Source organism: Brevibacterium sp. UBA7493, from assembly GCF_002479565.1.
Classification (GTDB): Bacteria; Actinomycetota; Actinomycetes; order Actinomycetales; family Brevibacteriaceae; genus Brevibacterium; species Brevibacterium luteolum.
The window spans coordinates 53,854-79,492 of the sequence record NZ_DLOD01000004.1; the positions used below are offsets into that span (position 1 = coordinate 53,854).

Genomic DNA, 25,639 nt, shown 5'->3' on the forward strand with positions numbered 1-25,639 from the left:
TCGCCCCACCACCGGCCGCGCCGCGGCGTCCCGGCGCCGAGGCGGGGCGCGCCGAGGCGGGTCGCGCCGAGGCGGACAGCGCCAGCGCGTGGAGCCGCATATGAGCACGCCGGAGCGGACCGCAGACGGCCGCTGGATCATCGTCAGGGGCAGGCGCTGGCGAGCCCAGGATCCTGTGCTGCCCGAGGCGCTGACCGCCCCGCTGCTGAGTGCCCTCGGCACTGCCCGCTCGCAGCTCTCCCGCTCTCGCCAGCTGAACGACGAGCAGACTGCAGCGCTGCGGAAGCGCGTCACCTGGGCCAAAGAGGGCCTCGGTGAGCGCGGCACCCCGTGGTGGGAGCTGACCGAGGATGAGCGGCTCGCCCGCGCACGCGACCGGCTGCAACGACTGACACGCCGGGATGGCGCGGAGCGCGACGGGGGTCGCTGAAAGAATTCTGCCTGCCTGCGGAATAATCTCCCTTCCCGCAAAGTTGAGTCTGGTGTACGCAACTTTCATGATGCTGGGTTTGACAGTCAGATTCAGCGTGACCAGACTTGAGTCAGATGCGCTCAATGCCGGCGCCAGCCGGGTTGGGCCTGACTCAGAAGAGAAGGAGAAACACTATGGCTCGTGCAGTAGGAATCGACCTCGGCACCACCAACTCGGTTGTGGCCGTGCTTGAAGGCGGCGACCCCAAGGTCATCGCCAACGCAGAAGGCGGCCGCACCACCCCCTCGGTCGTGGCGGTGAGCAAGAACGGCGACTCCCTCGTCGGTGAGATCGCCAAGCGCCAGGCTGTGCTCAACGTCAAGAACACCGTCGCCTCGGTCAAGCGCCACATGGGCAGCGACTGGACCACCGAACTCGACGGCAAGACACTCACTGCACCGGAGATCTCTGCCCGCATCCTGCAGAAGCTCAAGCACGATGCTGAGGAGTACCTGCAGGAAGAGGTCACCGACGCCGTCATCACCGTCCCGGCCTACTTCAACGACTCGCAGCGCCAGGCCACCAAGGACGCCGGCAAGATCGCAGGCCTCAACGTCCTGCGCATCATCAACGAGCCCACTGCCGCCGCACTGGCCTACGGCCTCGAGCGCGGCAAGGAGGACGAGCTCATCCTCGTCTTCGACCTCGGCGGCGGCACTTTCGACGTGTCCCTGCTCGAAGTCGGCAAGGATGATGATGACTTCTCGACCATCCAGGTCCGTGCGACCTCCGGTGACAACGAGCTCGGCGGCGACGACTGGGATCAGAAGATCGTCGACTGGCTCGTCAGCCAGGTCAAGAACGGCTACGGCGTCGACCTGACCAAGGACGCCGCCGCTGTCCAGCGCCTCAAGGAGGCCGCGGAGCAGGCGAAGAAGGAACTGTCCTCGGCGACCAGCACGAACATCTCTCTGCAGTACCTGTCGATGAGCGACAACGGGCCCGTCCACCTGGATGAGACCCTCACCCGCGCGAAGTTCGAGGACCTCACCAAGGACCTCCTCGAGCGCACGAAGGCCCCGTTCAAGGCCGTCATCGCCGATGCCGGCATCTCGGTCGACGAGATCGACCACGTCGTGCTCGTCGGCGGTTCGACCCGCATGCCGGCCGTGGCCGAGGTCGTCAAGGAGCTCACCGGCGGCAAGGAGCCCAACAAGGGCGTCAACCCCGATGAGGTCGTCGCGATCGGCGCCGCCGTGCAGGCCGGTGTCCTCAAGGGTGAGCGCAAGGACGTGCTGCTCATCGACGTCACCCCGCTGTCCCTCGGACTGGAGACCAAGGGCGGTGTGATGACGAAGCTCATCGAGCGCAACACCCCGATCCCGACGAAGAAGTCCGAGACCTTCACCACCGCCGAGGACAACCAGCCCTCCGTGTCGATCCAGGTCTTCCAGGGCGAGCGCGAGTTCACCCGGGACAACAAGCCGCTGGGCACCTTCGAGCTCACCGGCATCGCCCCGGCGCCGCGCGGCATGCCGCAGATCGAGGTGTCCTTCGACATCGACGCCAACGGCATCGTGCACGTGTCCGCCAAGGACAAGGGCACCGGCCAGGAGCAGTCGATGACGATCACCGGCGGCTCGGCGATCCCGCAGGAGGACATCGACCGGATGGTCCGCGAGGCCGAAGAGCACGCCGATGAGGACAAGAAGCGCCGTGAGGCCGCTGACACCCGCAATATGGCTGAGAACCTCGCCTACCAGACTGAGAAGCTCATCACCGACAACGACGACAAGCTGCCCGAGGACGTCAAGACCGAGGTGCAGGGCGACGTCGACGCGGTGAAGGAAGCGCTCAAGGGCGAAGACGACGACGCGGTCAAGACCGCTGTCGAGAAGCTCAGCCAGTCTCAGACGAAGATCGGCGAGGCGCTGTACCAGCAGGGCGGCGCTGAGGGTGCTGCCGGAGCCGAGGGAACCGCAGATGCCGGTTCCGATGCGACTGAGGACGACGTCGTCGACGCCGAAGTGGTCGACGAAGACGAGGAGAAGAAGTGATGTCCGCCGAGAATCCTGAACAGGGCTTCTCGTTCACCGACAAGCGTCGGGTGGATCCGGAGACCGGCCAGGTGCGCGAGCCCCAGGCCGGCTCCGGGGACACCGGAGCCGCTGAGCCGAGCGAGGCTCAGGAGCAGGCGCAGGCCGCAGCAGCCGAGGGCCGCCTCGACAGCGACGGCCCGGAGGTCGCCACCGGCGGCGAACCAGCCGCCGAGACCGACCCGGCAGCCCAGGCAGCCGAGCAGGCTGTGGGAACCGCGCAGCCCGAGGCGCCTGCCGCCTCGGGCGCGGAGGCAGACGATGGCGCGCTCGATCCTGAGAACGTCAGCCCGGCCAACGACACGGAGGCCGAGCTGCTCGATCACCTCAAGCGGATCAACGCCGAATACGCCGCCTACCGGATGCGCTCCCAGCGCGAACAGGACCGTGCGAAGGAGGCCGGGGTCGCCAGCGTCGTCGAGGCGCTCTTCCCGGTGCTCGACGAGGTCCGCCTGGCGCGTGAGAACGGCGACGTCGAGGGCCCCTTCGACACGCATGTGACGAAGCTCTTCGACACGCTGGCCAAGCTCGGCGTCACCCAGTACGGCGAGGTCGGTGAGGAGTTCGACGCCAACATCCACGAAGCGCTCATGCAGCAGCCCAGCGACGAGGTCGAAACACCCACGGTCTTCCTCGTCATGCAGCCGGGTTACATGCTCGGCGAGCGGGTGCTGCGCGCCGCCCGCGTCGGCGTGCAGGCTCCGGCAGACTGATCTGCACAGCCGGCACCCGGCATGAGCCGACCGCGGCGTGAGCTGCGGATTCCGTTCCCGAGGCGGCCACCGCCTCGGGCACGGACCGGATGGGCAGGCAGACGGCCTGCGCATGCGGTGCGTGAGGAACGACAGACCGGCAGCCGCGGCTGCCGCACAGCAGACGGGAACAGACATCCAGACATACACGACAGACGATGACGGCGCGAGCCGGAAAGGAGGTGCCAGGTGAATTCCGGACCTCAGAACGAATGGTTCGACACGGACTACTACCAGATCCTCGGCGTCTCCAAGGACGCCTCGGAGTCGGAGATCAAGAAGGCCTACCGGAAGCTGGCCCGGAAGTACCATCCGGACACCAACCCCGGTGACAAGGCCGCAGAGGAGAAGTTCAAGCAGATCGGGCAGGCCAACCAGGTGCTGTCGGACAAGGAGACCCGCGAGCAGTACGACCAGGTGCGGGCGATGGGCCGCGGCGGTGCCCGGTTCTCCGCCGACGCCGGCGGACCCGGCGGTGCCGGCGGGTTCGAGGACATCTTCTCCGGCCTGTTCAACACCGGAGGCGGCGGCACCCGCACCCGCTACACGACCCGCAGCCCCGGCGGCGGGCCGGCTGGCTCGGCTGGCGGGGACATCCCGCCGGAGTTCGCTGATCTGTTCGGCGGATTCGGCGGCTCCTACGGCGGCAGCCCCTATGACAGCCCCTACGGCGGTGGGTTCTCCACCGGCCCGCTCAAGGGCGGGGACATCAAGGCCAGCACGAAGCTGTCCTTCACCGAAGCCGCCAAGGGCGCAACAGTCAAACTGTCGATGCCCGGGGGCAAGCCGCTGACCGTGCGCACCCCGGCCGGTGTCAAAGACGGGCAGAAGATCCGCCTGCGCGGCAAGGGCAAGGCCAGCCCCAACGGCGGCGAACCCGGTGACGTCATCCTCACCGTGCAGGTCGAACCCCACCCGGTGTTCACCCGCGACGGCGCGAACCTGCGGATGACGCTGCCGGTGACCTTCGACGAGGCTGCCCTCGGCGCCGAGGTCGAGGTCCCGACACTCGGTGGGATGCCGGTGCGGGTGAAGATCCCGGCCGGCACACCGTCGGGCCGCACCCTGCGGGTGCGCGGCAAGGGCATCGAGACGAAGAAGCTCACCGGTGACCTGCTGGTGACCGTCGAGATCGCCGTTCCGAAGAACCTGACGCCCAAGGCCAAGGAAGCGGTCGAGGCCTTCCGTGAGGCCACCAGCGGTGAAAATCCGCGAGCCGGGCTGCTCGACCGGGCCCGGGAGAGATGAGCGGGGTGAGCGTCGATGAACATCGGAGCGACAGCCGCCGTCTACGTCATCTCCGTTGCCGCTGAGCTGGCGGGCATGCACCCGCAGACGCTGCGGCAGTACGACCGGATGGGGCTGGTGGTGCCCAAGCGCACCGCCGGTACCGGACGGCGCTACTCACCGCGCGACATCGAGCGGCTGCGGCTGATCCAGAAGCTGAGCAAGGAAGACGGCATCAACCTCGCTGGCATCAAGGAGATCCTCGCCCTGCGCCGCGACCTCGACGAGGCTCGCGACGCCGCGACCCAGGCGCATGCAGTCGTCCACGAGCTGCGCCAGCAGATCGATGGGCTGCGGCAGCGCGTGCAGGCCGAATCTCGGGTCTTCGCCGCCGGGCAGAGCGGCGACATCGTCTCCGTCATGCACGGCAGGCGCCCGCGGGTGCGCATCGCCGGGGCTCTGCCCTCGGCAGCCAGCGCCCGGCCGGGCGGGAGCGGGGCCGATCGCGCCTCCCGCGACATCCTCCTCTACCGCCGCCGGTGACGCGGCAGCCTGCGAGGCGATCTTTCGCACCTGACCATGCGAAGCGGCGCCCAGCTCAGCAGCTGGGCGCCGCTTGCGCTGTCCCGGTGGTGCGGCCCCGCTGCCCAGGTCGTACCGCCCGGACTTGATCGCCTCAGATGAGGGTGTCGTGAAACAGCGGTGCCAACGCGAACCACTTGAGCAGCACGACAGTCGGCCCGTGTCGAACCGGTGCTTCGGTCATGCCCGCTGTGCTCGCTTCCGGCCGACGATCCACAGGATGATGCCGAGAATCGTCAAGCCCACGCCGAGCAGGCCGCCGAACACGGCGATGAGGATGCCGCCGACGGTGGAGAAGATCCCGCCGACCGACAGGGGTGGGGCGATGATGACATCGGGTTGGTTGCATGTGATCGAGTAGGTGCCTGCTTCCCGGACCGAGAACCCGTCGATCGACTCATAGGTCCTGCCGTCGAAGGAGTAGGACGACGTCTGATTCGTTCCCTTGCCCACCGGGGTGGGCCCTGTGATCGTGCAGCTGGTGAATCCGGAGCCCTCTGGCACATAGACCTGCCACTCAGATTCCGCCTCGAAGAACTGGTTCGTGGTGCCGTTGACGCGGATCGCCTCGTCGGAGAACCCTGACAGGGACGAAACGCCGGCGATCGTCATGATGATGCCGCCGATGATGGTGAGTGCGAGGATTCCAGCGCCGACGAATGTCAGGATCTTGCCGATCAGCGGCATCTTCGACTTCGGCTTCGGGGCACCCGCCCCGGTGGCATAAGGATCTTGGCCGCCGTACTGCGGCTCCTGGCCGGGATTTTGAGGCGGCTGCTGGCCCTGATCACCCTGCTTCCCCTGGTAACCGGGATACTGGGGCGGCTGCTGGCCCGGTTGAGGTGCCTGGCTGCCGTACTGCGGTGCCGACGGCGCTCCGTACCCGGCTCCGCCCGGGCTCTGCTGGCCAGCTGGACTGTCGCTCGGGTGCATGCTGCTGCTCGCGTGCGAGCCGCCGGGATGCTGCCCACCGGGCTGCGGCGGACCGGCTGAAGGCTGGGAACCTGGAGGCTGCTGGACACCCGGCGGCTCTTGACCTCCCGGAGGCGGCCCGCCTGCTGGCGGGCCGTTCGGCGGGGGCGGCTGGGGTGGGTAGCTCATGACGCTCGTCCTCTTCCTCGTCGTTGTCGGTGCTAGATCCAGGGCGGCGGTTCGGGGAGGTCCTGCGGAGTCGCCGTTCCCGAGGCGCCCTTGTCGTTGTCCTCGAGCCCGGAGTTCGGCCAGCCGCGCCCGGTGAGATAGGACACGATCTCGGCTGCCTCGCCGGTCACCTCGATCGGCTCAGCTGGACGCCTGTCTTCCGGCCCGGCGACGACCATGCGTGGGGATTCGTCGCGGTCGGTGATGTCGAGCTTGAAGTTGACTGGTTCGTCGCGGGCGATCCACATGCCGGTGATCTCATCGAGCAGTGCGTTGACCATCGCAGCCGGGAAGTCGAGGGTCGTCATCCCGATGTTGAGGTCCAGGGAATGCATCCAGGCCTCCCGCGCCCGCGACCACGGGATCTGCGCGGCCTGGATGTCCTCGCCCCGTCCGTTGACGACCGTTGCGTTCCAGGCCTCATCGTCCATGTCGTCGAACTCGTCGCTGAGCTCGTCGACGACCTCATGGGCCATCGTCATGACATCGCCGTTGGAGATGTGGGCGACAGTCGAGTCGATCTCCTCATCGCGGGCCTGCCGCGAGGGGTACATCCGGTTCTCCTCACCGGTTCGGGCCCATTCGAGCAGCCGCATGAACGCCTCTGCGTTGTGGATGACGTGTGCCGCGACGTGCTTGCGGGTCCAACCGGGCAGCAATGAGGGCTGGTCGAGATCGGCGCGGGAGAGCTGGTCGAGTGCCTGGAGGAAGAACTGCTCGCCGAGGAGTCGCAGGTCGAGGTCGCGTTGAAGCTGGTCTGCATCGATTGCCATGTCCTCAGCTTAACGTCACACTTCGGCCCGCGCCTGCCCGAACGTTGAGCCTCAGACGAGTCCCAGCCACTTCCAGTACGTCGCCGAGAGAAGCAGCACGAACAGGTAGCCGGCGATGGTGAGCGGGATGCCGGTCTTGAGGAACTGCTTGGCGGTGAACGCACCGGTGCCGTAGGCGAGCATGTTCTGCGGTGCCGAGATCGGCAGCAGGAAGCCGAAGCTGATGACGAACTGCTGAATGATGACGAAGCCGAACCCGCCCTGGGCTGCACCCGGCAGGCTCATCGCCAGAGCGATGTAGACCGGGATGAGCGCCGAGGCCAGCGAAGTCGCCGAGGCGAAGCCGAGGTGGATGAGGATGGTGAACACCGACACAACGGCGATGATCGCCAGCATCGGCATCTCCGACAGGCCGACCGCCCCGAAGGTCTTCGACGACAGCCACGCGGCAGCACCGGTCTTGAGCAGCAGGGAGCCGAGTGAGATGCCGACGGCGAAGACGACGAGTGTGCCCCAGTTGATGAGCTTCTCGACAGCCTTCCACGAGAACACGCCGATCTTCGGGGTGAGCATCACCGCGATCGCGACGATCGTCACCGTCGAGGAGTCGAACGGGTGCAGCACCTCCTCAGTCGACCACAGGATGAGCAGCAGCACGGCGATGATGATGAGGCGGATCTCGCGCGCGGTGATCGGGCCGAGCTCGGAGAGGTTCTGGCGAATCATCTCGCGGCCGCCGTCGATCTTGTCGGCCTCGGGCTTGATCGCCCAGCGCATGACGAAGTACAGGGTGATGGACATGAGCACCGACCATGGGGCTGCCCACAGGAACCACGAACCCCAGGCGACGTCGACGCCCATCTCCGAGGAGATGAAACCGGTGGCCACGAAGTTCTGCGCGGCAGCCGTCTTGATCCCGACGTTCCAGATCGAGACCGCCTGCGCGGCGGCGATGACGAGGAGTGCGCCGAGCTTCGAGTTGTTGGCTAGGCCGAACGCGGCGACCATACCGAGGAGAATCGGCACCACGGCTCCGGCGCGAGCGGTGGCAGACGGGACGAAGAACGCGAGCACGATCGAGATGACGATCGCACCGATGAGGATGCTGCTGGTCTTCTCGCCGGAGAACCGCAGCACCCACAGCGCCAGTCGTTTGTGCAGGCCGGTCGCCTGCATCGCCGCAGCGAGCGCGAGCGCGGCTGCCACCAGCGCGACGGCCGGGGAGGCGAAGCCGGCCAGGCCGAGTTTCAGCGCCTCAGTCGAGCCCATCGGCTCGGGGCCGGCGCCTTCCTCTAACGCAGGGGCGAAGCCGAGCAGGATCGCGGTCAGGCCGATGATGATGACGGAGGAGACCGGATAGGTCACGGCCTCGGAGACCCACAGGATGACGGCGAAGGCGAGGATCGCCAGCGCCCGCTGACCGGCCACGCCGAGCTCGGGATCGCCAGGCAGCAGCAGGACCACGATGAGGGCGATCCAGGCGGCGGCGAACCAGATCGGCTTGAGGCCGAGGTGGGCGAAGAATCCGTCGTGATGCTTGGAGCTCGCAGTGCTCGAGCCGCCATCGTGCTCGGCGACGGCGCGCTGATCTGCACGCGCTTCGGCCTGCTGCTTCGAGCGCTTCTCCGCTCGGGAGCGCAGGGCTGAGCGGCGCTCTGCGGTCTGGTCAGAAGTGGGGCGATCATTCATGGGAAATGCTGCTCCTCAGCTGCACGTCGGGGGATGGGCGTCACCGCAGGCTCTGCCTCCCGATGGGTGTCACCGCAGGTTCTGCCTCCAGAGTATCGGCATGTGATCCTCAGGCGCGAGGGTCGCGCCCGGTCACCTGGCGTGGAACACATCACCCCCGGTGGCCTGCGCCGCCGGGGGTGATGCGTTGTGATGACGGGCTCAGCTGCGGCGGCGGGTCAGCATGATGCCGGCCGTGCCGATCGCCAGCAGTGCCAGACCGGCGCCGGCGGCGGTGAACTCGGATCCCGTGCGCGGCAGGCGGCTGCGATCATCGCGCTTGTCGTCGCCGTTCTTGCCGTTGTCATCCTTGCTCTGGTCGTCGCCGCCTGAGCCGTCATCATCCGAGCCGCCGCCAGCGGTGACGGTGAAGGCGCCGCGGAGGTCATCTCCGCCGGGGCAGGAGACGGTGACGTCGTAGGCACCGATGTAGGACTCAGCGGCCTCGGGATTGTCGCCGAAGACGGTGAAGGCGACCGTGCCATCGGCATCGGCTGTCGCGGTGTCGACGTGGGTGCCGATGTTCTCGTTCTCCGGCGTCACGGTCAGCTCAGCATCCGTACCGGGTTCGCATCCGGTGGCGACGATGGTGACTGCGCCCTCCTTGATGAAGTCAGCAGCCGCGACCCGCTCGGGATCGACGCTCAGCTCTCGTTCGGCCGGAGTGGACGGGTCATCGGTCGGCTCCGCCGTCGGGTCGTCCGTCGGCTCCGTGGTTGGTGCGTCCGTCGGCTCCGCCGTCGGGTCGTCCGTCGGCTCCGTGGTTGGTGCGTCCGTCGGGTCCGTCGTGGGATCACCGGTGGGGTCCTCGGTCGGCTCCTCGACGATGCGCACGGTGTGCCGGGTGACCGGCAGCGTGTCCGGCAGCCGGTTGGAGCCCTTGACCGTCTTTGCACTGACGGTGATCTCATCGCCGACAGCCACCGAATCCGGCGCGGTGACGGTGAACTCCTCTGCCGGGCCTACGCTCTCCGGTGCGACGTCTGCGATCGGCTCATCACCGAGTGCCGCGGCAGGGGAGTAGCTGTAGCCCTCTGCCGGGCCCTCCTGGACCGAGAATGCCAGGCCAGCCTGCGCCTCGGCGACGGTCGCCGTCCCCGGCCCAGCGATGTGCCCGGCATCGTAGGTCACGACTGTCGTCTTCGAGGTGACCTTGCTGGCGCTGCTCACCTGCACGACGACGGCCTCATCGGGCTGCAGTTCGCCGACCGTGGCATTGCGCTCCGGTTTGAACGAGGAGACGAACGCGTCATCAGCGGCGAGGGTGAACGAGTACTCACCCGACTCATCGGCTGCGCCGTCGAACCGGTCGACGTCTTCGATCGGCAGGGTGTAACCGCCGTTGAACATGGCGTTGACCGAGCGCACGTCGACCTCCGCGCCGGGCTCAGTGGTGACGGTGACGGGGATGCCGTCGGCGAGCTCGGAGACCGGGATCGGATAGGGCATGTCGACCGAAACGCTGGCCGCTTGGGCGGGTGCGGCCACGGCAACACCGGCACCGGCGGCGAGCAGGGCGGCTGCACCGGTGGCAAGGCCGCGCAGCGACAGGGCAGAGAGCAGAGTCTTCACAGGACACCTCGCAGAAGCAGGATCGATACATACTCAGCCAAGCGGATCGAAGCATCCCGGCGCTGGCGATCAGGTGAATCCGGCGAGAACTCTTCGGCCCGCGGCCTCAGCCGCGGCGGCGGGTGACAATGATCGAGGCGGTGCCGACCGTCAGCAGGATCGCCCCGGCGGCTGCGGCCAGCAGGTCGCTGCCGGTGCGCGGCAGGCGGGCCCCGCGGCTGTCCTGCCCGCCGGACGTGCCCGTCGGGTCGGCGCTCGGGGTCGGTGCAGCATCGGCGGTGACGGTGAAGCTGCCGGTGCGCTGGTCATTCCCGGCACAGGCAACCGTGACCGCGTAGTCGCCCGCATAGGTCTGGGCCATGATGTCGTGCTGGCCGTGGACGCTGAACGCGACGGCTCCATCGGCGTCGACGGTGGCGGTTTCGGAGTAGTTGCCGACGTTCATGCCCTGTGGGATGACGGTCATCGTCGCATCGGCCTCGGGCTGGCATCCGGTGGCGGTGATGATGACGGCGTCCTCGCGCACGAAATCCGAGGCCTTCAGCGCGCCTGGTTCGATCGTGAGGGTCTTCTCTGCAGTCGCCTCTTCCGTGCCCGAGGTGCCGGTCGCGGTCTCGGTGGTGGGCGCCGGTTCCGTTGCGGTCGTGTCCCCGGTGGCTGCAGGCTGCGGTGTCTCCGGCTCGGGCGTCGCCGGTGACTGGGTGGAACCGCCTGATTCGTCGGCGGAGTGCTCGTGCGTGCTGTCCGGTGTGGTCGCCGAGGAGTCGGGTGCCGTCTGCTCCGGAGCTGTGCCCCGGTCCTCATCGGTCCTGCTGCCGAGGCGCTCGCCGGTGGCCTGCACGGAGCCATCGGCGGGCCGGGCGAGGGCTGGGGCGGCGCCAGCGGACATGGTCACGGCGATGAGGACTGCTGCGCAGGTGCGTGGGAGTCTCATGGCGTGCCTTTCAAGCCGGGCGACCAGATACTCAGGATATACCCAGGTTCTGCTGAGCGGAAGAGGCTCAGGCGACGGGCAGCGGCCACCCCTCCTGACGGATGAGGCGGGTCTGCTCCCGGGTCGGGGTGCGCACGATGAGACCATGGCGTTCGACCTGCATGGCCAGGTAGTCCGTCTCGCCGAGCGGGTCGCCGTCGATCTGCATGTCGATCTTCTCTTCGCATTCGATGACGACGGACTCGCCGCGCAGAATCTGCGTGTGCAGGCCCTTGCGCTTCTGGCGGGAGAACACCGAGGCGGCCACACCGATCCATTGGAAGGCGTTCTTCGGGGCTACGACGAGGAGGTCGAGGATGCCGTCGGCGATGTCCGCCTCGGGCATGAGGACGATGCCGCCCTGGAGCTTGCCGCAGTTGCCGCCCACAACTGAGCGGACCTTCGTGCGCAGCGCCTGCACGCCGTCGACGGTGATCGTCACACGGGTCGGGGAGCCGATGAGCTTGCGGGCGCCGGCCTCGAAATAGGCCAGCCAGCCGACCTTCGACTTGAGGTCGGAGTCGGTGTCAGCCATGACGGCGGCGTCGAAGCCCAGCCCGGCCATGACAAGGAAGGCGTAGTCCTCACCATCGGGGGCGGTCTGCGCGTGACCGATGTCGATCGGCTTGTCCTGGCCCCACAGGGCGATGCGCATCGCCCACTCCTGCCGGTCGAGCGGCAGGCCGATGTTGCGGGCCAGCAGATTGCCGGTGCCCATCGGGATGATGCCCATCGGAGTGTCGGTGCCGGCCAGCACCTCGGCGGTGGCGCGCACGGTGCCGTCACCGCCGGCGGCGACGACGAGGTCGACTCCGGCGTCAAGCGCCTCGAGGGCCATCGCCTCGCCCGGGTCGTCCTCGGTGGTCTCGATGACGAGCGGCGGCTGCCAGCCCTCCTGGCGGCACACCGCCGAGGCGACCGCGGCGAAGTCACCGGTCACATCCTTGATCGGGTTCATGATGATGGCCGCCCGCGGCTTCGGCGGAATATCGGCGCTCTGGCCTGATTGACTGTCCGCGCTCGTGAGGTCCTCAACATTGAGCTGCTGATCCCTGCCCGACCCAGACTGCTGCGCTGCTCGGCGATTCGCGGTACGTGAGCGGGAACCGAGCCAGTAGCCGATGAACAGGCCGAGACACAGGATGACGACGGCAAGGGCGAGGAGGAAGAGCGTTCCGGTTGAAGATTCCATGACACCAATCTACTCCGCGAACCGGTCCAGCTGACTCAGCCTGAGCGGGCGAAATTCCGGTGAACGGGTGCTGGGAGACGTCCTGTCATCGCAGCGATAGGCTAGGTGTGTGATCGATCTACAGCAGCTCAGAGAAACCCCCGAGGCGTTCAAGGCCTCCCAGCAGGCCCGTGAGGCGGATCCGGGACTCGTCGATGAGATCCTCGCCGCTGACGAGGCCCGGCGCGCAGCGCTGACGTCCTTCGAGGAGGCCCGCGCTGAGCAGAAGTCGTTCAGCAAGCAGGTCGCCAAGGAGAAGGACAAGGACGCCAAAGCCAGGCTCGTCGCCGAGGCCAAAGGCAAAGCGGAGAAGGTCAAGGCACTGCAGGCCGATGCCGACGAAGCCGGCTTCGCCTTCGAGAAGCTCGTGCGCAAGCTGCCCAACCTCGTCATCGACGGCGTGCCCGCCGGCGGGGAGGACGACTCCGTTGAGCTGCGCCGTGAGGGCACCCCGCGCGATTTCGCAGCCGAGGGCTTCGAACCCCAGGATCACCTCGCGATCGGTGAAGGCCTCGGCGCGATCGACACCGCCCGCGGGGCGAAGGTCTCCGGTGCCCGCTTCTACTACCTCACCGGCTTCGGCGCACGGATCGAGCTGGCGCTGCTGACGATGGGCCTCGACACTGCCGAGAAGCACGGCTTCAGTCCCGTCATCACCCCCACTCTGGTCAAGCCCGAGGTGATGGGAGGCACCGGCTTCCTCGGCGAGCACGCCGATGAGGTCTACCGCCTCGAAGCCGACGACCTGTTCCTCGTGGGCACCTCTGAGGTGCCGCTGGCCGGCTACCACATGGACGAGATCCTCGACCTCGACGCCGGGCCGAAGCGCTACGGCGGCTGGTCGCCGTGCTACCGCCGTGAGGCCGGCTCCTACGGCAAGGACACCCGCGGCATCCTGCGCGTCCACCAGTTCCAGAAGGTCGAGATGTTCTCCTACGTCAAGCAGGAGGATGCGCTGGCAGAGCACGAGCGGATGCTGTCGATCCAGGAGGAGATGCTGGCCAAGTGCGAGCTGCCCTACCGGGTCGTCGACATCGCCGCAGGTGACCTCGGCGACTCGGCTGCCAAGAAGTACGACTGCGAGGCCTGGGTGCCGACGCAGGAGACGTACCGCGAGCTGACCTCGACGTCGAACTGCACGACGTTCCAGGCCCGCCGCCTGAAGATCCGCGAACGCACCGACAAGGGCACCCGCCCGGTCGCCACGCTCAACGGCACCGTGGCCAACACCCGCTGGCTCGTCGCCATCCTGGAGAACCACCAGCAGGCCGACGGCTCGGTGCGCATCCCCACGGCGCTGCGCCCCTACCTCGGCGGCATGTCGAGCTACGGGCCGGACGGCGCACGCTACGAAGACTGAGGAGAAGATTGAAGCCCCACATCATTGCCCTCGACGTCGACGGCACGATCGTCGACTACGACGACATGATGACCGATCGGGTGCGCTCCGCCATCCAGGCAGCTGAGGCTGCCGGCCACCATATCGTCATCGCAACCGGCCGCTCAGCCGGCGGAGCGCTCGAAGTGGCCAACCGTCTCGGACAGCGCGACGGGTACCTCATCGCCTCCAACGGTTCGGTGATCGTGCGGATCACCCCGGAGGCCGAGCGCGGCTGGGAAGTCAACCACGTGGAGACCTTCGATCCGGGCCCGATGCTCACCCGGATGCGCGAGCACCTGCCGATGGCACTGTACATGGTCGAGGACGCCGAGCTCATGCGCTGGGCGTCAGGGGAGTTCCCTGTCGGTGAGCTGGCGTCGAATGAGCAGCTGGAGCTCGTGAGCTTCGATGAGCTCATGGACAAGGAAGCCACCCGTATCGTCATGCGTGAGCTCAACGGCAGCAACGAGGAGTTCCTCGACGCCGTCGAGCGGATCGGGTTGCACGGTGTGACCTACTCCGTCGGCTGGTCGAACTGGCTCGATATCGCACCTGAGGGTGTGTCGAAGGCCAGCGGTGTCGAGTACGTCTGTCAGCAGCTGGGCATCGCACGATCGGAGACCGTGTGCGCCGGCGACGGCATGAACGACATGGAGATGATGCAGTGGGTCGCCCACGGCATCGCCATGGGCCAGGCGAAGGACGAACTCAAGGCACAGGCCGACGTCGTCACCGGACCTGTCGAGGAGGACGGTCTGGCGAGCGCGCTCGAAGACTACTTCGGCCTGGACAGCTGAGGTAACTCAGCCGCCCAGGCCGTCAGGCGTCGCGGTGCTGTTCTGTGGAGAAGTCTTACTTCTCTCGGACGAGAGTACCGATCTCCTCGCCGTCTTTGTCCTTGACGGTCATCTCATCGGCGTTCACATTCGAATCGGTGATTTCAGCAGTGCGGGTACCGCTGAGCCAGGTATCGATGTCCGTGCAGCCCTTTGCTGTCGTCACCCATGGTTCGATGTGAATGGTCGATCCCTCGATCGTGTAGGTGCTGTTGATGCCGTTGCAGCCATCGGTGCCGATAACCGTCTCATCGGTTGTGAATTCGAGGAATGGATCGCCCTTCTGATCTGCCCCCCACTTGCCTTCGAGAGTCTCGGGTGTCAGCTCGCCGGACGGGTCACCGGGATTTGCGGTGCTGGTTTCCTCGGAGGTCGCACCGGAGGTGTCTGTGGCGTTGGGGGATTCACTCGGGGAGACAGTGCCGTTGCCCTCGCCAGTTCCGCACGCGGAAAGCAGCAGCATCGAGATGCCGGCTGCAGCAAACGTGGCAGTTTTCAGTGTTCTCATGTGGTCCAGGATACTTCGGGGGCTGAGGCCCAGGCCCGCAGCGTCGCCGATTGTCAGGGCTTTGTGACGTCTTCGGCAGATCGGATCAGGGTTCCGATGACGTCGTCATTCCGGTTGCGAATGGTCATGGTGTCACCGTCGATTTCGGCGAAGCGGGCCATGCGTAGCCAGTCGTTGACGCCCAGGCAGGCGCGAGCGGTGGCGATCCACGGTTCAATTGTGATCGTGGACCCGTCGAGCGTGCAGGAGGTATTAATGCCGTTGCAGCCGTCGGTTCCCCATGCAGCGCCTTCGTCGTTGAATGTCAGGTACGGCTGACCGGGTTCGTCTGATCGCCAGGTGCCGGCCACGTCGTGCATCGTAAGCGAGTTGTCGTCCTGTTCGCGGGGGTCGGAGTTCATGCTGTCAGGCTAGCCGTTTTGCTGCTGCCGTGTGAATGCGATTCGGGCTGTGAACCGTTGTGGTTCACAGCCCGAATCAGCTGGCGTTCCTGCCGTTAGGAAGTCACGGTGTCAGCGGCATCAGTTCTTCCGACGGCGAGCCAGGACGTAGAGTCCTGTGCCGCCAGCGATGAGGGCAGCTGCAGCTCCGAGGGAGCCGAGTGCCTCAGAACCGGTGCGTGGAAGGTCCTTGTTGTCATCCTTCTTGTCGTCGCCGCCCTTTCCGTCATCGTCCTTGCCACCGGCTTCGGTGACAGTGAAGGTGCCGGTCAGGTCGTCGCCGCCGTCGCAGGAGACAGTGACGTCGTAGTCGCCGATGTAGGCGTTCGGCATATCGGCGTTCTCTCCGTAGACGGAGAATCCGACATTGCCGTCTTCATCGACCGTGGCGGTGTCAGTGTGGCCGGTGACGTTCGAGCCGCGCGGCTTGACTTCGAGGCTGGCCTCGGTGCCCGGGGTGCAGCCGGTGGCGAGGATCTCGACAGCGTCCTTCTTGACGAAGTCGGTTGCCTTGATGTTCTCCGGGTCGATCGCGAGTGCACGCTTGACCGGGTCATCAGACGGCTCGTCGGTAGCGGTCGGGTCGTCCGAAGGGTCCTCCGTTGCCGTCGGATCGTCGGTCGGGTCCGTGGTCGGATCGTCGGTCCGCGTCGGCGGGGGCGTCGCACCGGCCTCAACAGTGACGGTCACCTTGGTGGGCTTGGAGGTGTTGTACTTGCCCTTCTTAGCGACAAACGAGTACTCGTAGGTACCCGCCTTCTCCGGCGCGGTGAACGAGAACTTGCCCTTTTCGGTCTTGAGGTTCTCCGGCTCACCGTTAACGAGGACAGGTTCCGCATCCGGCTCGGTCGTTCCCGAGACGGTCTCGCCCGGCTTGACAGTCACATCCTTGATCGTCGGGGCATCGACGTGGAGCTTCACTTCGTAACCAGGGGTTTGGTTCACAGCGTGCTCAAGGTCGGCGACGAAGGAGTAGTCGTGCGTGCCAGGCGTGCACTTACCCTCCGCATTGCATTCCTTTGCGACCGCCACTGCGCTAGAGATTCCGAGAGCTTCGCCCTTCTCGTTGAACCAGGCACCACCCGAGTCGCCCTGACGCATCGTGTGCGTCGCCATGAAGCCTTTGACGTAGCGGGGCGCATCCGGATTGTCGGGATCTGCGACGCCGAAGACCATATCGCCCAACACTTCGCCCGCAGTCAGGCCGGTGGTGCGACCGGACTTCAGCACGGTTTCCTTAGCCTTGGCCTTGCCGACTGATTTGATGACGGTGGCATCAGCGGCCAGGTCGTCGCCATTCTTCGCGGCAGCGCCCCACTTGGTGACGGCAGGAAGCGCCTTCAGCTCATCATTCGTCTTGTCGATCGTTGCGACGTCAGTTGCGGTCGTCGCATCATTTGCGTAAGGGTCCTTGGCGCCGAACTGCGAGTTCGTGAACGAGCCGAGGTCATCCATGACTTCCGGCTTGTAGTCATTAGAGTCCATCTCATCGGTCTCGCTGCCCGTGAACTCGACATCGGAAGCTGGCTGGCTGCGCTTGACGTTCTCGCCGACTTCGCCGCAGTGGCCCGCCGTGATGAATGCGTCATCACCGCTCGGGGTCCATGCGGAGAATGCAAGGGAGCATAGACCGAAAAGCTCGTTGCCTTGCGGGATCATGTAGCCCGACCCACCGACAACTTCATCCTGCTTCGCAGCCTCGATAGGGCCGTCGAGCATGATGTACTTGACGTTCGTGGCATCTCCGACGACCTCTTCGACAGCAGCCACGCTGTCAGAGGTTTCATCGACGGCGAGAACGACCTCACCGGCAGCGTTCGTGCCGACGCCAGCGGCACCGGCGTCGAAGGCCCGGTCTTCAAACTTCTTGAATGCGGCGCCTGCCGTCGGCAGAGCTTCTGGGGCTGCGAAAGCCGGAGAAGCAGCGAGAGAGCCGCCTGCTCCGACGATGATCGCAGCGCTCAGGCCCAGGGCCCGCAGCGAATTGCGTTTCGTCATGTGTCAGTACTCCAAAGGTGTGTTCAGTGTCAATGCTGGCTGCGGGCTCGGCGGGAGGAAGTCGTTACCATTCCGCAACACACGAGTCTCAGAGTAGCCTGAGCGATCCTGAAGTGAAACCTGGGGCAGGTGGGTTTATGTCGAATTCACCTTGTGAATGACTGTTTGCCCAGGTGAAATGACCCCGGGGGTACCGAAAGAATTAGTCGGAGATTCGGACAATCTCGCCTGAATCCCCCTTGCCGCGACGCTGTGCTGCCGCTGCGAAGGCCCGGATTGCTTCAGTGATCCCCCCATCATGCACTGCAGGAGCTACGGCGCGGGCGGCGGCGAGAGTGGTTGGGTGGCCGTCGGCCATCGCATACCCCCAGCCGGCCCAGGTCAGCATCTCAATGTCATTGGGCATATCGCCGAACGCGGCGACATCGTCGGCGTCGATCCCCCGGCGCTGACAGTACTCAGCCAGCGTATGCGCCTTCGTCACCCCGGCAGCAGCGAGCTCGATGAGCCCAGTGGTCGGATTCGAATGCGTGGCGTGCAGCGCATCGCCAATAAGCTCGCTGACGGCAGCGAGCATCGCATCGGAATCAGTCGAGGGCCCGCGCACCATGATCTTGGCGACTTCTCGGATGTCCCTGCTCTCAGCCGGGTCGATGATGACGGCCTCCTGCGGCCAGCGGGTGACGAAACCCGGCTCGATGCAGAAGGCATCGAGCGTTTCGAAGGCGAGCTTCGCCTCGGGCATGTGCGCCCGCACCCGGCTGATGAGCTCGTGCTGGACCTCGGTGCTGATGAGGTGGGCATGGACGACCTCGTCGCGCTGCAGGTTGTACACGATCGAGCCGTTGGCGCAGATGACATGACGCACGATCGGCAGGTCCCGCTGCAGGGGTGCGAGCCAGCGGACCGGCCGGCCGGTCACCGGCACGAAGTCGACACCGGCGGCCACGAGCGCATTGACCGCTTCGACGGTGGCTTGGGGGATCGGCTGGAAGCGCTGCAGCAGCGTGCCGTCGACATCGCTGGCCACGAGTCGGATGTTCTCCGGATGCTCATGCGGTGCCTGCGGTGTGCTCGTCTCGCTCACTGCTGACCCCCGTCTCGCCGATACCTATTGAAAACGTATACCTATAGAATGCATGCACCCATTGAATTGGTGCTGTTGCCGGCACCCCACATGCGGGGCGGCCTACCTCTATATCTATTAGCTCGCCGCGTCGAGGCGGGTGCACTCGTCGATGAGTGCGGTGACATCGCCGACGAACCGTGTCGCCGCCGCGGTCGGGGCCGCCGGGTCCCGCCTCGCCCGCACGGCGATCCGGGCCATCGCAGCCGCCTGGCCCGCCTCGGCGGCTTTGGTCGCTGCTTGGGACAGCTTCTCCGGCAGCGGCCCGCAGGCACTGCGCACACCGGCCGGGACGACAAGACCCTCGACCGGCCAGCGCGCATGCAACCGGCGGGTGAGTTCCGTGACCTGCTCAGCAGCCTCATTCAGCGGTGCGGTGAGAGCGGCGATCTGCTCGCCGGCAGCCTGGCTGGCTTCGGTGGAGTCCCCGGTCTCGCGGCCGAGTGCGACAGCGGTCTCGTAGAAGCGGTCGACGGCGCGCATGAACCGGTCGTGGTGCTGACGCCACACTCCGGTGCCGAACTCCCGGTCGGCTTCCCGCGCGACGTGCTCGGCCGGGGAGAACAGTCCCGTCAGCCGGGACAGGATTCCCACGCTGGTCTCAGAGGTAGTTGCCGGGTCGCTGCTCGGCCTCAGGGTCGCTGTCCCCACCGCCGTCCTCCTGGCCCATCACGACCACCCCGCGCGGCAGCGCACCGGTCTCCTGGCCGGCCTGCGACTGTGCGAGCGCCTGCTGGCTCATGAGTGCGGTCTGGATGCCGTGGAAGAGACCTTCGAGCCAGCCGACGAGCTGGGCCTGCGCGATCCGCAGCTCACCGATCGACGGGGTCTCCGACTCCCCGAAGGGCAGATCGAGGCGCTTGAGCTCGTCGATGAGCTCATCGGACATGCCAGCCGAGAGCTCTTCGATCGTGCGCCGGTGGATCTCGGCCAGCCGCCCGCGGCCGGCCTCATCGAGATCGGTCTTGCGGACCTCTTCGAGCAGCTGCTGGGCCATCGTGCCCACACGCACGATCTTGCCGGGCTCGGAGATCTTCGCCGAGCGCTCCTGCCCACCCTGCTGGCGCCCCGACTGCTCGCCCGCCTCGGCGCCGGAGGCCCGCTGGCCACCACTGTCCCGGCTCGAGGTGTCCTGCCCCGAGGTGTCCCGGCGCTGCGCCGCCTGCTCACCCTGCTGGGTGGTCTCGTCAGCACCCGAGGCGGGGTCCGCCTCGGGGCCGGGGGTGCTGTGCCCGCCGGTGAGGCGGGCGGCTGCCTGCGCGAGAGTCTCCAGGTGCGGGGCCTGCGGGGTGGTCTCGTCGGTCATATCGTCCTCGTCTCCTTCGTGGGGCGGTCAGGCGGGCTGGGCGTCATCGCCAACGCGCAGCAGCACCTTGCCGATGCTATCGCCATCTTCGAGCATCGCGTGCCCGCGTCCGGCCTCGGCCAGCGGCAGCGTGTCGTGGATGATCGGGCGGATGGTGCCGTCGAGCACGAGCGGCCAGATGTGCTGGCGGACCGTGGCGACGATGAGCGCCTTCTGCGCAGCCGGGCGGGCGCGCAGGGTTGTGCCGAGTATGTGCTTGCGGCCGGTGAGCAGGCGGGCGAGGTTGATCTCGGTCTTGACCCCGCCCTGCATGCCGATGATGACGAGCCGGCCGTCGTTCGCCAGCGCTTTGATGTTGCGCTCGAGGTATTTCGCGCCGATGAGGTCGAGGATGACGTTCGCGCCCGGGGTGCACGAGTCGCCGGCTGGGTCGGTGGCGGGGTCGGATGCGGTGATCTCGCGGATCCGGTCGACGAAGTCCTCCTCGCGGTAGTTGATGACGGCATCGGCGCCGAGTTCGCGGCAGAACGCGGCCTTGCGCTCCGAGCCGACGGTGACGGCTACACGGGCGCCGAGCGCCCGGGCGAGCTGAATGGCGCAGGTGCCGATGCCCGAGCCGCCGCCGTGGACGAGCAGCCACTGGTCAGCACGCAATCCGGCCTCCATGACGACATTCGAGTACACGGTGGAGACGACCTCCGGCAGGGCGGCTGCCGCGGTGAGGTCGACGTGATCGGGGACGGGCAGCAGCTGACCGGCCGGCACGTCGACGTACTCGGCATAGCCGCCGCCGGACAGCAGGGCGGCGACGCGGTCGCCGGTCTTCCATCCGGTCACTTCGGCACCGACCTCGGCGATGGTGCCTGAGACCTCCAGGCCGGGGATCTCGGTGGCGCCCTCGGGAGGGTCGTAGTGGCCCTGCCGCTGCAGGATGTCGGCTCGGTTGATGCCGGCGGCATGGACCTTGACCAACACGGAGCCGGGTTCGATTGCGGGGGTCTCGACGTCGTCGGACAGCACCAGGGCCTCCGGGCCGCCGGGCTGAGGAATCGTCATAGCTCGCATGAGGCAAGCCTAGCGCCCAGGGCTGGGTGTGCGGTCAGTATCGCCGCACGATCACGCGAGCACCGCCTCGGGCGCGGGGCTCAGACGAACATGCGGAACAGCGGCGAGTCGTGCGAGACCTTCTCGATCTCCAGCGGTGAGGCGTCCATCCGGGCGAGCAGACCGGGCAGGCTCTGCGCCTGGCCGAGGGTGATGCCGACGAACGCCGGGCCGGTCTCGCGGTCGGAGCGCTTCATGTACTCGAACAGCGAGATGTCGTCATCAGGGCCGAGCACCTCGGACAGGAAGCGGCGCAGCGCACCGGGCTCCTGCGGGAAGTTGACGATGAAGTAGTGCTTGAGGTTCTCGTACACGAGCGAGCGCTCGATGACCTCCGAGTAGCGGGAGATGTCGTTGTTGCCGCCGGAGACGATGCACACAACCGTCGAACCCGGCGGGATCGTGATCGGCGCCCGTGAATGCGCTCCGCCGATCGCCGCTGAGGCCAGCGCGCCGGCCGGTTCGGCGATGATGCCGTCGACCTGGTAGAGCTCGAGCATCTCCGAGGCCACCCGGCCTTCGGGCACCGGGTCGATGCGCAGTCCGAGGTCGGCGATCATCCGGTAGGTCAGGTCCCCGGCCCGGCGCACGGCGGCGCCATCGGCGAACGAGTCGATGTTCTCTAAGGTGACTGGACGGCCAGCGGCCAGTGCCGCGATCATCGAGTCCGCGCCGGCCGGCTCGGCGCCGATCACCTGGGTCTCAGGCATGTGCTCGGCAGCGTAGGCGGCAATGCCGGCGAGCAGCCCGCCGCCGCCGACGGGCACGATGATGAAATCCGGATCCTCACTCAGCTGCTCGCGGATCTCCGGGCCGATCGTGCCCTGCCCGGCCACGGTGCGCGGGTGGTCGAAGGCCGAGACGAGCAGGGCGCCGTAGGACTCCGCGTAGTTCGCCGCCAGATCCGAGGCGTCGTCGTAGGTCGAACCGTCGATGACGACGGTGACCTCATCGCCGCCGAAGTAGCGGATCCGGTCGATCTTCTGCCGCGGCGTCGTCTTCGGCACGAAGATCCGGCCCTTGACGCCGAGCTCCTTGCACGCCTTCGCGAAGCCCTGCGCATGGTTGCCGGCCGAGGCGCACACAACGCCGCGGGAGCGCTCGTCAGCGGTCAGCTGCAGGAGGAAGTTGAACGCACCGCGGATCTTGTACGAGCGCACGAGCTGAAGATCCTCGCGCTTGAGGTAGATCGTCGAGCCGATCGCATCGGACAGACGTTCGGAGATGTGCAGCGGGGAGGTGATGATGGAATCCGAAATGAGCACGGCAGCGGCCTCGACGTCGCTGGCGGTCGGCAGGTTCCAGATCTTCTGTTCATGAATGAGCACCCCCCCATTGTGTGCCCGCCGCTGCGGTCGTGTCACGTCATGAGTCAGTTCGTGCCATATGGTGAGCAGTTTCGTGTCAGTCGGTGACGAACGACGCCTCGGCGGGCCCCGCCTCGGGCCCGGACGCCGGTGCGGCGGGAACCGCCTCGGCGCTGGTCAGGCCGGGTATGCCGGGCGTGCCCTCCCGGCCGCATTGCGCGGTTTCGGTAGAGTGTGCCCTAGCGCATGATGCGAGCCCGCGCCGACGCAACGCCAAGGGGGAACACGGTGGCCATCAGCAGTGAACTCGAAGGTCTGCTCTCTGCCTGGCTGCCCCGCCAGAGCTGGTTCCCCAAACTGGAGACCGAGCTCGGCGCCGACCCCGACATCACGCCGATGTCCGTCACCCGCCTGTTCGAATGGGACTCCGGCGAGGGCACCGTGCGCGGCACTCAGGCGATCATCTCCGTCGGCGACGGACGCACGCTGCGCCGCATCAACGTCCCCCTCAGCTTCCGCACGAGCGAGAACTTCGCCCTGCGCGCCCACCTCATCGGCACCATCGACGACATCACGCTCGGCCCCTGCTGGGTATACGACGGGTGTGCTGACCCGGTCTTCGTCATCAACTGCGCCCACGCCGCGGCCACCGCCCGCCGGTTCGAGGGCGGCCAGGTCGCAGCACACGCGGTGAGCAACGCGATGACGAAGTTCCACCGCGTGCAGACCGAGCACCAGATGCTCGACTACGCCGCCTCGGTGCGCCTGCAGCTGCTGGAGGCCCGCGCACACGAGTCGACCGTCGTCATCGAAGACCCCGAGAACCCCTGCGTGCTCACCTTCTTCCGCGTCGTCCAGCCGGGACTCAGCCAGGCGGTGCGGATTCCCGTCGCCCTGACCGAGGCGGAGTCGCGCGCCGTGCCCGAGGTGATGGGCTGGGTGTCCGGCCGCTGGTTCGACGCCGAGGAGCTGGAGACCCGGTCGGCGCCGCTGGCGATGCTTTCGGTCCAGTATCCTGACTCGCAGCCGGCCTGGCGCGAGGCTGTCGACATCGCGTGTGCGGTGGACTCGGGGTCGATCGGCAGCTACAACAAGAAGGCCTCGGCGCTCGGCTCGCGAATCGGCGAGCTGCACCTGGACCTCGCCGCTGAGTTCGGCGTGGTGCGCGGAGCCGGGGAGCCGACCGAGGACTGGGTCGCCAAGTGGCAGGAGCGCGTCGACTGGGCGCTCGCCCGTGCGCCGCTGGCGCTCGGCGACCTGCAGGCCAAGCTCAAGGAGCACCGCGCGAACCTCGGCCGCCTTGAGACCGTCGGTGCGCTGCAGCGGATCCACGGCGAGCTGACGCTCAACCAGGTGCTCACCAGCCCGGTCGTCGGCTTCACCGTCGTCAACTTCTCTGCCGCCACCCAGGAGTTCCCGAAGCCTGCGGCGATCGACCTCGTCGCGCTGCTGCGCAGCATCGACTACGCCGCCGGATACGCCCGGCTGCGCCGGACCGGAGCGCTCAAAGCCGATGCGCAGCCGACGTTCATCGGGCTGTCCGGGCTCTCCGACGGGCACGAATCGCTGCGCGAGGTCGTCGACTCCCCTGAGTACCTGTGGTCCTCACAGGCGCAGAACTCACTGCTCACCGGCTACTCGCATGCCGTCGGCGCCTCGGTCGGACTGCACGATCCGGTGCTGCGGGCCGTGCTCATCGACCGGCTGCTCGTCGAGGTCGTCACCGAACTGCGCAACCGCCCCACCTGGCTCATCGTGCCGCTGGCGACCCTGACCCTGCTGCTCGGCGGCCGACTGGAGCACGACTCCCAGCGGGAGGACGATGCTGAGGGTGATGGGGCCGGCGGTGGTGCCGGTGGTGCCAGTGCCCGCGGCGCCGGCGGCGCGGCTGATGCGGATGGCGCGCCTGGTGCGAGTGGCGCGGCCGGTGCGGCCACTGCGTGGAACGCCGAGGAGACCGTCAGCGCCGAGGAGTTCGCCCAGAGCGCGGTCGAGGAGATCGCCCAGCCGGCTGACCCTGTGCCCGATGCTTATGACGGCCTCGACACCGAGGTCGCCCGTGCCGAGAAGAACGGCGGGGCACCCGGGGCGGCGGATCAGACTGCGGCTGCAGAGGCACCGGCTCGACCGGCCACCCCGCCGGCAGCACCGGAACAGGCGCCCGACCCGGCGCCTGCCCAGCCGGAATCTGCGGCCGACGAGACCACCGTCTCAGCAGCGGAGCAGGGCAGCGCGAGGACCGCCTCGGGAACGGGCGCGGCAAGGGAGGGCGCCACCTCGGGCACGGACGCGAACGCCGACCCCGATGACGCGGTCATCGACGAGGACGCCGACGCCGAGGCGGCCGCAGCCACCCAGTTCCCGCCGATTCCAGCCCGCCCGACGACCCTGCCGAGGTTCCCCAACCGCGACTGAAGTGGTTTATGCTGTGATGTGGACTCCGGGCGGCTCAACCGCCGCGGATGCCGAGGTGAGTTGACTGAGCGGCCGAAAGTGACGGTCTTGAAAACCGTTGAAGGGTACCCCCCTTCCGTGGGTTCGAATCCCACACTCACCGCCAAATGAGAATCTGTCCGTGCGCTGCTCTCACGGATCTCCACGGGAGCCCCCGCCCAATCCGCGGCGGGGGCTCCGTCTGTTGTCTGCAGGTCGCTTCGCGCGCTCACGCAGGCGGTTTCCGGCGGCACTTGACCTGCGTCAAGGCGCGGTGCCTGGAATCTCCATACGGTGAGAAGCGAAGACCAGGAAAGGTTCCGGTCGGGCCTCCGAACGGGGGCGTAAGGAAAGGAATCACCATGCCACAGACGACAGGCAACACCCACACCCTCCTCCGGGCCGAAGGCTTCTCCTGCCCCTCGTGCGTCGGCAAGATCGAAAAGCAGGTCGGCAAGCTCGACGGAGTCGACAACGTGAAGGTGCACTTCGCCTCGGGCCGTGTGGAGGTCGACCACGACACGTCGAAGACCTCCGTCGACGACCTCATCGCCGCTGTCGCCAAGGCCGGGTACAAGTCGAAGGCCTCTGCCTTCTGACTGAGGTCCTGCTGGCTGCCCGTCGCATCCTGGCCGCCGGTCGCAGACCGATCGGCAGCCGCGGGCCAACCAGCGCAGAACGCACAGCCATCCCATTCCCAGCACGAAAGGCGGG

23 protein-coding genes and 1 tRNA gene are annotated in these 25,639 nt (G+C 67.1%); 10 read left to right on the plus strand and 14 right to left on the minus strand.

The window, feature by feature from the left end:
- The first annotated feature begins 100 nt into the window (after positions 1-100).
- The 5 genes from B4E96_RS04090 (at position 101) to B4E96_RS04110 (ending at position 5,030) form a co-directional block, all read left to right on the plus strand.
- A complete protein-coding gene (locus tag B4E96_RS04090; RefSeq protein WP_165884422.1) occupies positions 101-430 on the plus strand; it encodes a biopolymer transporter Tol in 330 nt (109 codons plus the stop codon).
- 176 nt (positions 431-606) lie between these two features.
- Positions 607-2,469: a molecular chaperone DnaK gene (dnaK, locus tag B4E96_RS04095; RefSeq protein ID WP_286956491.1), complete on the plus strand. Its 1,863-nt coding sequence runs from the start codon at positions 607-609 to the stop codon at positions 2,467-2,469.
- Positions 2,469-3,221 (plus strand): nucleotide exchange factor GrpE, encoded by a 753-nt coding sequence (locus B4E96_RS04100; RefSeq protein WP_286956492.1) that lies wholly within the window; start codon positions 2,469-2,471, stop codon positions 3,219-3,221. Before dnaK ends, B4E96_RS04100 begins: the two co-directional genes overlap by 1 nt.
- 228 nt (positions 3,222-3,449) lie before the next feature.
- Positions 3,450-4,508, plus strand: coding sequence for a DnaJ C-terminal domain-containing protein (locus B4E96_RS04105; RefSeq protein ID WP_286956493.1), 1,059 nt, complete (start codon positions 3,450-3,452; stop codon positions 4,506-4,508).
- 15 nt (positions 4,509-4,523) lie between these two features.
- Positions 4,524-5,030 carry a heat shock protein transcriptional repressor HspR gene (locus tag B4E96_RS04110; RefSeq protein WP_286956494.1) on the plus strand — a complete coding sequence of 169 codons (507 nt, stop codon included), beginning with the start codon at positions 4,524-4,526 and terminating at the stop codon, positions 5,028-5,030.
- Between the two features lie 219 nt (positions 5,031-5,249).
- Here the strand turns inward: B4E96_RS04110 and B4E96_RS04115 are convergent, their stop codons facing one another.
- The 6 genes from B4E96_RS04115 to B4E96_RS04140 all read right to left on the minus strand — a co-directional run bounded on the left by B4E96_RS04115 (position 5,250) and on the right by B4E96_RS04140 (position 12,447).
- On the minus strand, positions 5,250-6,002 hold the full coding sequence (locus B4E96_RS04115) for a hypothetical protein (RefSeq protein WP_286956495.1): 753 nt from the start codon (positions 6,000-6,002) through the stop codon (positions 5,250-5,252).
- A gap of 200 nt (positions 6,003-6,202) precedes the next feature.
- A complete protein-coding gene (locus B4E96_RS04120; RefSeq protein WP_286956497.1) occupies positions 6,203-6,982 on the minus strand; it encodes a maleylpyruvate isomerase family mycothiol-dependent enzyme in 780 nt (259 codons plus the stop codon).
- Positions 6,983-7,033: 51 nt separating this feature from the next.
- Positions 7,034-8,671 (minus strand): SLC13 family permease, encoded by a 1,638-nt coding sequence (locus tag B4E96_RS04125; protein ID WP_286956498.1) that lies wholly within the window; start codon positions 8,669-8,671, stop codon positions 7,034-7,036.
- A gap of 201 nt (positions 8,672-8,872) precedes the next feature.
- The gene (locus B4E96_RS04130) at positions 8,873-10,282 is read right to left on the minus strand and encodes a PT domain-containing protein (RefSeq protein ID WP_286956499.1); all 1,410 of its coding nucleotides are present in this window, start codon (positions 10,280-10,282) and stop codon (positions 8,873-8,875) included.
- Positions 10,283-10,388: 106 nt separating this feature from the next.
- Complete coding sequence (locus B4E96_RS04135; protein WP_286956501.1) at positions 10,389-11,216, minus strand: hypothetical protein; 828 nt, start codon at positions 11,214-11,216, stop codon at positions 10,389-10,391.
- 67 nt (positions 11,217-11,283) lie between these two features.
- Complete coding sequence (locus tag B4E96_RS04140; protein ID WP_286956502.1) at positions 11,284-12,447, minus strand: diacylglycerol/lipid kinase family protein; 1,164 nt, start codon at positions 12,445-12,447, stop codon at positions 11,284-11,286.
- Positions 12,448-12,556: 109 nt separating this feature from the next.
- Here B4E96_RS04140 and serS point away from each other — a divergent pair, with 109 nt between their 5' ends.
- Both serS and B4E96_RS04150 read left to right on the plus strand, forming a co-directional pair.
- A complete protein-coding gene (serS, locus tag B4E96_RS04145) occupies positions 12,557-13,846 on the plus strand; it encodes a serine--tRNA ligase (RefSeq protein ID WP_286956503.1) in 1,290 nt (429 codons plus the stop codon).
- An 8-nt stretch (positions 13,847-13,854) separates the two neighbouring features.
- On the plus strand, positions 13,855-14,664 hold the full coding sequence (locus tag B4E96_RS04150; protein WP_286956504.1) for an HAD family hydrolase: 810 nt from the start codon (positions 13,855-13,857) through the stop codon (positions 14,662-14,664).
- 55 nt (positions 14,665-14,719) lie between these two features.
- Here B4E96_RS04150 and B4E96_RS04155 read toward each other — a convergent pair whose 3' ends face one another.
- From B4E96_RS04155 to ilvA, 8 genes are all read right to left on the minus strand, one after another.
- On the minus strand, positions 14,720-15,211 hold the full coding sequence (locus B4E96_RS04155; protein ID WP_286956506.1) for an META domain-containing protein: 492 nt from the start codon (positions 15,209-15,211) through the stop codon (positions 14,720-14,722).
- Positions 15,212-15,264: 53 nt separating this feature from the next.
- On the minus strand, positions 15,265-15,612 hold the full coding sequence (locus B4E96_RS04160; protein ID WP_286956507.1) for an META domain-containing protein: 348 nt from the start codon (positions 15,610-15,612) through the stop codon (positions 15,265-15,267).
- Positions 15,613-15,732: 120 nt separating this feature from the next.
- Positions 15,733-17,649 (minus strand): S1 family peptidase, encoded by a 1,917-nt coding sequence (locus B4E96_RS04165; protein ID WP_286956508.1) that lies wholly within the window; start codon positions 17,647-17,649, stop codon positions 15,733-15,735.
- Positions 17,650-17,851: 202 nt separating this feature from the next.
- Entirely contained in the window at positions 17,852-18,736 is an 885-nt protein-coding gene (locus B4E96_RS04170) for an HAD family hydrolase (RefSeq protein ID WP_286956509.1), read from the minus strand.
- 117 nt (positions 18,737-18,853) lie between these two features.
- Positions 18,854-19,369 (minus strand): hypothetical protein, encoded by a 516-nt coding sequence (locus B4E96_RS04175; protein ID WP_286956510.1) that lies wholly within the window; start codon positions 19,367-19,369, stop codon positions 18,854-18,856.
- 7 nt (positions 19,370-19,376) lie between these two features.
- The gene (locus B4E96_RS04180) at positions 19,377-20,081 is read right to left on the minus strand and encodes a proteasome activator (protein WP_286956511.1); all 705 of its coding nucleotides are present in this window, start codon (positions 20,079-20,081) and stop codon (positions 19,377-19,379) included.
- A 27-nt stretch (positions 20,082-20,108) separates the two neighbouring features.
- Complete coding sequence (locus B4E96_RS04185; protein ID WP_170273029.1) at positions 20,109-21,146, minus strand: NAD(P)H-quinone oxidoreductase; 1,038 nt, start codon at positions 21,144-21,146, stop codon at positions 20,109-20,111.
- An 80-nt stretch (positions 21,147-21,226) separates the two neighbouring features.
- On the minus strand, positions 21,227-22,513 hold the full coding sequence (gene ilvA, locus B4E96_RS04190) for a threonine ammonia-lyase IlvA (protein WP_286956512.1): 1,287 nt from the start codon (positions 22,511-22,513) through the stop codon (positions 21,227-21,229).
- Positions 22,514-22,780: 267 nt separating this feature from the next.
- Here ilvA and B4E96_RS04195 point away from each other — a divergent pair, with 267 nt between their 5' ends.
- From B4E96_RS04195 to B4E96_RS04205, 3 genes are all read left to right on the plus strand, one after another.
- Entirely contained in the window at positions 22,781-24,907 is a 2,127-nt protein-coding gene (locus B4E96_RS04195) for a maltokinase N-terminal cap-like domain-containing protein (RefSeq protein WP_286956514.1), read from the plus strand.
- Positions 24,908-24,961: 54 nt separating this feature from the next.
- Positions 24,962-25,052: transfer RNA gene (locus B4E96_RS04200), tRNA-Ser, on the plus strand.
- A 235-nt stretch (positions 25,053-25,287) separates the two neighbouring features.
- Positions 25,288-25,524 carry a heavy-metal-associated domain-containing protein gene (locus B4E96_RS04205; protein ID WP_102160952.1) on the plus strand — a complete coding sequence of 79 codons (237 nt, stop codon included), beginning with the start codon at positions 25,288-25,290 and terminating at the stop codon, positions 25,522-25,524.
- Positions 25,525-25,639: the final 115 nt, after the last annotated feature.

Excerpts from the sequence above, each read along its gene's own strand:
- B4E96_RS04100 (WP_286956492.1), top strand. The coding sequence starts at position 2,469 with ATGTCCGCCGAGAATCCTGAACAGGGCTTCTCGTTCACCGACAAGCGT.
- B4E96_RS04125 (WP_286956498.1), bottom strand. The coding sequence starts at position 8,671 with ATGAATGATCGCCCCACTTCTGACCAGACCGCAGAGCGCCGCTCAGCC.
- B4E96_RS04120 (WP_286956497.1), bottom strand. The coding sequence starts at position 6,982 with ATGGCAATCGATGCAGACCAGCTTCAACGCGACCTCGACCTGCGACTC.
- B4E96_RS04115 (WP_286956495.1), bottom strand. The coding sequence starts at position 6,002 with ATGCACCCGAGCGACAGTCCAGCTGGCCAGCAGAGCCCGGGCGGAGCC.
- B4E96_RS04155 (WP_286956506.1), bottom strand. The coding sequence starts at position 15,211 with ATGAGAACACTGAAAACTGCCACGTTTGCTGCAGCCGGCATCTCGATG.
- B4E96_RS04135 (WP_286956501.1), bottom strand. The coding sequence starts at position 11,216 with ATGAGACTCCCACGCACCTGCGCAGCAGTCCTCATCGCCGTGACCATG.
- dnaK (WP_286956491.1), top strand. The coding sequence starts at position 607 with ATGGCTCGTGCAGTAGGAATCGACCTCGGCACCACCAACTCGGTTGTG.
- B4E96_RS04110 (WP_286956494.1), top strand. The coding sequence starts at position 4,524 with ATGAACATCGGAGCGACAGCCGCCGTCTACGTCATCTCCGTTGCCGCT.
- B4E96_RS04165 (WP_286956508.1), bottom strand. The coding sequence starts at position 17,649 with ATGACGAAACGCAATTCGCTGCGGGCCCTGGGCCTGAGCGCTGCGATC.
- B4E96_RS04090 (WP_165884422.1), top strand. The coding sequence starts at position 101 with ATGAGCACGCCGGAGCGGACCGCAGACGGCCGCTGGATCATCGTCAGG.
- B4E96_RS04205 (WP_102160952.1), top strand. The coding sequence starts at position 25,288 with ATGCCACAGACGACAGGCAACACCCACACCCTCCTCCGGGCCGAAGGC.
- B4E96_RS04160 (WP_286956507.1), bottom strand. The coding sequence starts at position 15,612 with ATGAACTCCGACCCCCGCGAACAGGACGACAACTCGCTTACGATGCAC.
- B4E96_RS04180 (WP_286956511.1), bottom strand. The coding sequence starts at position 20,081 with ATGACCGACGAGACCACCCCGCAGGCCCCGCACCTGGAGACTCTCGCG.
- B4E96_RS04185 (WP_170273029.1), bottom strand. The coding sequence starts at position 21,146 with ATGCGAGCTATGACGATTCCTCAGCCCGGCGGCCCGGAGGCCCTGGTG.
- B4E96_RS04140 (WP_286956502.1), bottom strand. The coding sequence starts at position 12,447 with ATGGAATCTTCAACCGGAACGCTCTTCCTCCTCGCCCTTGCCGTCGTC.